General features: G+C 77.7%; 3 protein-coding genes. 2 read left to right on the plus strand and 1 reads right to left on the minus strand.

Features of this window, described 5'->3' with window-relative positions; translation table 11 throughout:
• Positions 1–216: 216 nt before the first annotated feature.
• Together ATM99_RS00555 and ATM99_RS00560 are read left to right on the plus strand one after the other, a co-directional pair.
• On the plus strand, positions 217–1,182 hold the full coding sequence (locus ATM99_RS00555) for an ATP-binding cassette domain-containing protein (RefSeq protein WP_062101017.1): 966 nt from the start codon (positions 217–219) through the stop codon (positions 1,180–1,182).
• Positions 1,179–2,009, plus strand: coding sequence for an ABC transporter permease (locus tag ATM99_RS00560; protein ID WP_046529921.1), 831 nt, complete (start codon positions 1,179–1,181; stop codon positions 2,007–2,009). Before ATM99_RS00555 ends, ATM99_RS00560 begins: the two co-directional genes overlap by 4 nt.
• Here the strand turns inward: ATM99_RS00560 and ATM99_RS00565 are convergent.
• Positions 1,991–5,467 (minus strand): AAA family ATPase (locus ATM99_RS00565; RefSeq protein ID WP_062101018.1); only part of this gene is annotated, 3,477 nt, incomplete at its 5' end. The two genes, ATM99_RS00560 and ATM99_RS00565, sit on opposite strands and share 19 nt — an antisense overlap.

The following is a 5,467-nucleotide window of genomic DNA, read 5'->3' on the forward strand; positions in this document are numbered from 1 at the left end:
GACACGGCGCCGACACGCCGCTGACACGGCCCGGCCCGCCCCGGCCCGCTCGCTCGCTCACCCAGTGCGGTAGAACGCCGCCGAGTGCGCCACGTACGAGTGGCGCACTCGGCGGCGTTCTGGCGCACTCGGCGAGCGAGCGAGCGGGCCGGGGCGGGCCGGGCCGTGTCAGCGGCGTGTCGGCGCCGTGTCGGCGACCGCGCGCACGGTGGGGCCATGACCACAGACCTGGTGATCGAGGCCGAGGGCCTCACCAAGCGATTCGGGTCGACGCAGGCGCTCGCCGGTGTCGACCTCGTCGTGCCGCGCGGCACCGTGCACGGCGTGCTCGGGCCCAACGGCGCCGGCAAGACGACCGCCGTGCGCATCCTGTCCACCCTGCTCACGCCCGACACCGGCACGGCGCGCGTCAACGGGCTCGACGTCGTCCGCGACGCCGCGCGCGTGCGACGCAGCATCGGCCTGACCGGCCAGTACGCGTCCGTCGACGAGGACCTCACCGGCCGGCAGAACCTCGTGCTGTTCGGCACGCTGCTCGACCTGGGGCGCACCGGCGCCCGCGCCCGCGCCGCCGAGCTGCTCGCGTGGTTCGACCTGGCCGACGCCGCCGACCGTCCCGCCAAGACGTACTCGGGCGGCATGCGCCGCCGCCTCGACCTCGCGGCGTCGCTCGTCGGCCGGCCCGACGTCATCTTCCTCGACGAGCCCACGACGGGCCTCGACCCCGCCAAGCGCGAGGACATGTGGGACGTCGTGCGGCAGCTCGTGGCCGACGGCTCGACCGTGCTGCTCACCACGCAGTACCTCGAGGAGGCCGACGCGCTGGCCGACGAGATCACGGTCGTCGACCACGGGCGCGTCATCGCGCACGACACCCCCGACGGGCTCAAGCGCGTCGTCGGCGGGCAGACCCTCGAGGTGCGGCCCGCGGACCCCGCGCGACTCGCCGACACTGCCGCCGTGCTCGCGCACGTCACGACCGGCGCCCGCCCGGACGAGATCCGCAAGGGCGTGCTCGCCGTGCCCGTCGCGGACGACGCCGCGCTCACGGCGACGGTCGAGCGGCTGGCCGTCGCGGGCATCGCCGTCACCGAGCTGTCCCTGCACCTGCCGAGCCTCGACGAGGTGTTCTTCACGCTGACCGGCCGCACCTCCGCGGCCACCGAGGAGGTGGCCGCATGAGCGCCACGACCCTGACGCCCGCCCCCCGCACCGCCGGCCCCGACGCCGCCGCGGTGCCCCACCATCGGCCGTTCGCGCTGGTGCGCCACTCGGCGGCGCTCGCGAAGCGCTCGCTCATCAAGACGTGGCGCACGCCCGAGGCGCTGATCGACGTCACGCTGCAGCCGATCATCTTCCTGCTGATCTTCGTGACGATCTTCGGCAACGCGGTGGCCGGCAGCACGAGCAGCTACCTGCAGTTCCTGCTCCCCGGGATCCTCGCGCAGACCATCGCGCAGGGCGCCATCGCGATCGGCGTGAACCTCAACGTCGACATGGAGAAGGGCATCTTCGACCGCTTCAAGTCGCTGCCCGTGCCGCGCAGCGCCCCGCTCATCGGCGCCGTGGCGGGCGACGTGGTCCGGTACGTCATCGTCACCGTCGTGACGTTCGCGACCGGCTACGCGATGGGCTTCCGCATCGGCACCGACGTGTGGCACGCGCTCGCCGGCTGCCTCCTGGCGATCCTGTTCGCCGTGTGCCTGAGCTGGGTCTCGGTGTGGGTCGGCATGATGGTCCGCACGTCCGGCGCGGTGCAGGGGATCATGTTCCTCATCGTCATGCCCCTGAGCTTCGGCTCGAACGTCTTCGTGCAGACCGGTGACCTGCCGGGCTGGATGCAGGGGTTCGTCGACGTCAACCCGCTGACCCACCTGGTCGAGTCGATGCGCGGGCTGTTCCTCGGCGCGCCCCTGGGCGACCACGTGTGGTGGACGCTCGCCTGGTGCGTCGGGCTCGTCGCGGTGTTCATGCCGCTCGCGATGCGGGCCTACCGCCGCAAGGTCTGAGGCGACTCGGCGGCGGACGGCGCCGCGGCCGGCACCCAGGGAGCCGTGAGCTCCCGGAGGCGGGCCGCGGTCGCCGTCGCCGTCGTCCCGGCCAGTGCGCGCTCGCGGGCCGCGACGGCGTCGCCGTCGCCGAGCGCGCGCGCCAGGGCGGGGCTCGGCGCGCGCGGCAGCAGCATCCGTGCGCCCGCGCCGAGCCGCCGCCCGAGCGCCACCAGCTCGACGGCGGTCGCCGGGTCGCCCTCGGCGGCCGCGAGCTCGGCGCACGCGAGGCCGAACGTGCCCAGCACCGGCATGTCGGACGTCGCGCCGACGTCGTCGAACGCCTCCGCCAGCAGCACCCGCGCCCGTGCGAGGTGCGCCGCGCGGGCGTCACCCCACTCGGCGCTGGGGCCGCTGCCCGCGTCGGCCTTCGTACCCGCGTCGCCCGCGTCGGCCTCCGCACCCGCGGCCCCCGCCCCGGCCTCCGCACCCGCGCCGTCCTGCCCGGCGATCTCGCCCGCGGCTCCCGCGTGCAGCACCACGGCCGCGAGCCGGAACAGCGCGCGCGCCTGCGGGGGTGCGACGAGCTCGGGCACGGCGGCGCGCACGGCGGCCTCGGCGTGCGTCACGGCCTCGGCCGTGCGGCCACCCACCCACGCGACGTGCGCGAGCCCCACCGACGCCTGCGCCGCGAGGGTCGGCTCGGACTGCTCGGACCCGGCCGCGTCGGCGAGCCGCGCGAGCGCGTCGGCGTCGCCCGTGGTCGCGAGCTCGATGTCGAGCAGCAGCCTCGACGAGCGCGCGTCGAGCGTCGCGCCCACGCGCTCCAGGTGGTCGGCGCTGCGCGCGAGCCAGCGCGCGGTCTCGTCGTCCTCGTCGGACGCCCACTGGCCGACGCCCTGCGCGGCGGTGCCCATGAGCCACTCGTCGCCGGCCTCCTCGAACGCGGCGTACGCGGCGCGCGCGTCGGCGTCCGAGCGGCCCCCGTCGCCCGCGTTCTCGTCGACCGCGCCGCGCAGGAACAGACCGATGCCGCGCACGTACGGGTCGTCGTGGCCGACGAGCGCCTCGATCGCCCCGCGTGGCGGGACGGGGTTCGTGAAGAGCGCGGGCAGCACGCCGACGAGCGCGCGCATGCGCGGCGAGAGCGCGTCGGCGCGCTCGGCGGTGAGCGTCCTCGCGGTGCGCAGCGCGACGGCCGTCAGGCGCTGCGGCTCGACGACCGTGCTGGTCAGCGCCCCGAGCACCGCGACCGTCGCGGTCGCGTCCGGCGGCGGGAGCGGCCGGCCGGCGGCGTGACCGCGCACGGCGGCCGAGCGCAGCCGCGCGGCGGGGTCGTGCACGTGCAGCACGCGCTCGGCCCAGGTGACGACCTCGAGGTGCGCGCCGCGCACCGACCACAGCCACCCGAGCGCCGCGAGCACCTCGACGGCCGCGGGCTCGTCGTCGGTGCGCAGCGCGTGGCGCAGCGCCTCGACCAGCAGGTCCTGGTCCCGCGTCAGGGCGTGCAGCGCGGCGACCTGCCCCGGTCCGACGAGGTCGGGCAGCCGCCCGCGCGCGAGCCGCGCACCCCAGGCGACGAGACCGTGCACCGCGTCGGCGCGCCCGCCGGCCGCGTCGAGCCGTGCCTCGCCGTACTCCCGGACCGTCTCGAGCATGCGGTACCGCGGGCCGTCGGCCTGGTCGTCGAGCGCGAGCAGCGAGTGCTCGACGAGCGCCGCGAGCCCGCGCCGCACGTCGTCGACCCCTGCGACGGCGGCCGCCGCGTCGGCGCCGAACGGGCCCGGCAGCACCGCGACCCGCTCGAGCAGGTGCTGCTCGGCGGGGGCCAGCAGCGCGCGGCTCCAGTCGACCAGCGCCCACAGGCTCGCGTGCCGCTCGGGCAGGCCGCGCAGCGCGTCGTCGAGCAGCCCGAACCGGTCGTCGAGGCCTGCGAGCACGTCGGCGACCGGCATCGACCGCAGGCGCGCCGCCGCGAGCTCGAGCGCGAGCGGCAGGTGGTCGAGGCGCCGGCACAGCTCGCGCGCGACCGCGTCGTCCCACGCCAGGCCCGGCCGCGCGGCGTGCGCGCGGGCGTGCAGCAGCGCGACGGCGTCGTCCTCGGCGAGCGTGTCGATCCGGTGCACGACCTCACCGACGAGGCCCAGCGGCGCCCGGCTCGTCGCGAGCACCGTGACGTCGTCGGGTGCGGCCTGCAGCAGGTCGGCCACGGTCTGCGCGGCGGCGTCGAGCACGTGCTCGCAGTTGTCGAGGACGAGCAGGCCCTCGAGGTCCTGGCCCGCGACGCGCAGCCGGTCGACGGGGTCGAGCACGCGCCGCTCGGTGGTCACCTCGACGCCCGACGGCGCGAGGTCCGCGCCGCCGACGGCGTGCAGGACGGCGGGCAGCACCTCGTCGGGTGCGCGCAGGCCCGCGAGCTCGACGACGCGTACCGTGCGGCCCTCGGCCTCGGCGCGCGCGACCTCGGCGGCCAGTCGGGTCTTGCCGCTGCCGCCGGGTGCGACGAGCGTGACGACGGGTGCGGTGCGCAGCGCGGCGCGGACGGCGGCGACGTCGTCGTCGCGACCCAGCAGCGGGGTCGTGGAGCGTCGCCACGACGCCGGCAGGGCGACGGCGCGGGGCGGGGCGGTGTGCGGCGCGCCGCCCGGGGCCGCGGGTGACGTCGTGGCGTCCGGTCCCGGGGACGGGCCGGTGGGCGACGCGACCCCGGCGGTCGTGCTGCTCGCGGCGCGGGCCGGGGTCTCCGACGGCGTGCCGCCCGGCGCGGCGGTCGGGGGCGTGTCCGCCGACGCGGGCCGCAGCTCTCCCCGCAGCAGCGCGAGGTGCGCGGCGGCGACGACGGGCGACGGGTCGGCGCCGTACCGGTCGGCGAGCTCGGTGCGCAGGTCCTCGACCAGCGCGAGGGCCTCGGCGTCGCGGCCCTGCGCCGCGAGCACGCGCACGAGCAGCGCCGCGGCGGGCTCGTCGGGCGGGACCCGATCGGTGAGCAGCCGCAGGTCGGCGGTGTCGAGCGGACCGCCGCCCGCGAGGGCCGCCTCGGCCGCCGTGCGGGCGACCTCGGAGAGCAGGCGCGCCGTGGTCGGGTCGGCGAGGTCGGGCGACGCGGGCAGCAGCGCGCGGGCCTCGTCGGCGGCGCTGCGTGCGTCCCGCGGGCGACCGGCGGCCAGCGCTGCGGCGGCCTGCGTGGCCAGCGCGTGCGCACGGAGGGCGTCGACCTCGAGGCCGTCGAGCGGCAGGCGGTAGCCGGCGGTCGTGCCCTGCACGGGCAGGCCCGTGCGGCGCAGGCGGGACACGAGCGCCTGCACGGCGCCCGTCGTGTCGGCCGGCGGGGCGTCGGGCCACACCGCGTCGACGAGCGCGGCGACGGACACGACGCGGCCCCGGGCGTCGAGCAGCTCGCGCAGGACCGCGCCCAGCCGCTCGCCGCGCACGGGCCGCCCGTCCACCGCGAGCTCGCCCAGCGTCGTGATCCGTGGCAT

This window comes from Cellulomonas sp. B6, from assembly GCF_001462455.1.
GTDB lineage: Bacteria > Actinomycetota > Actinomycetes > Actinomycetales > Cellulomonadaceae > Cellulomonas.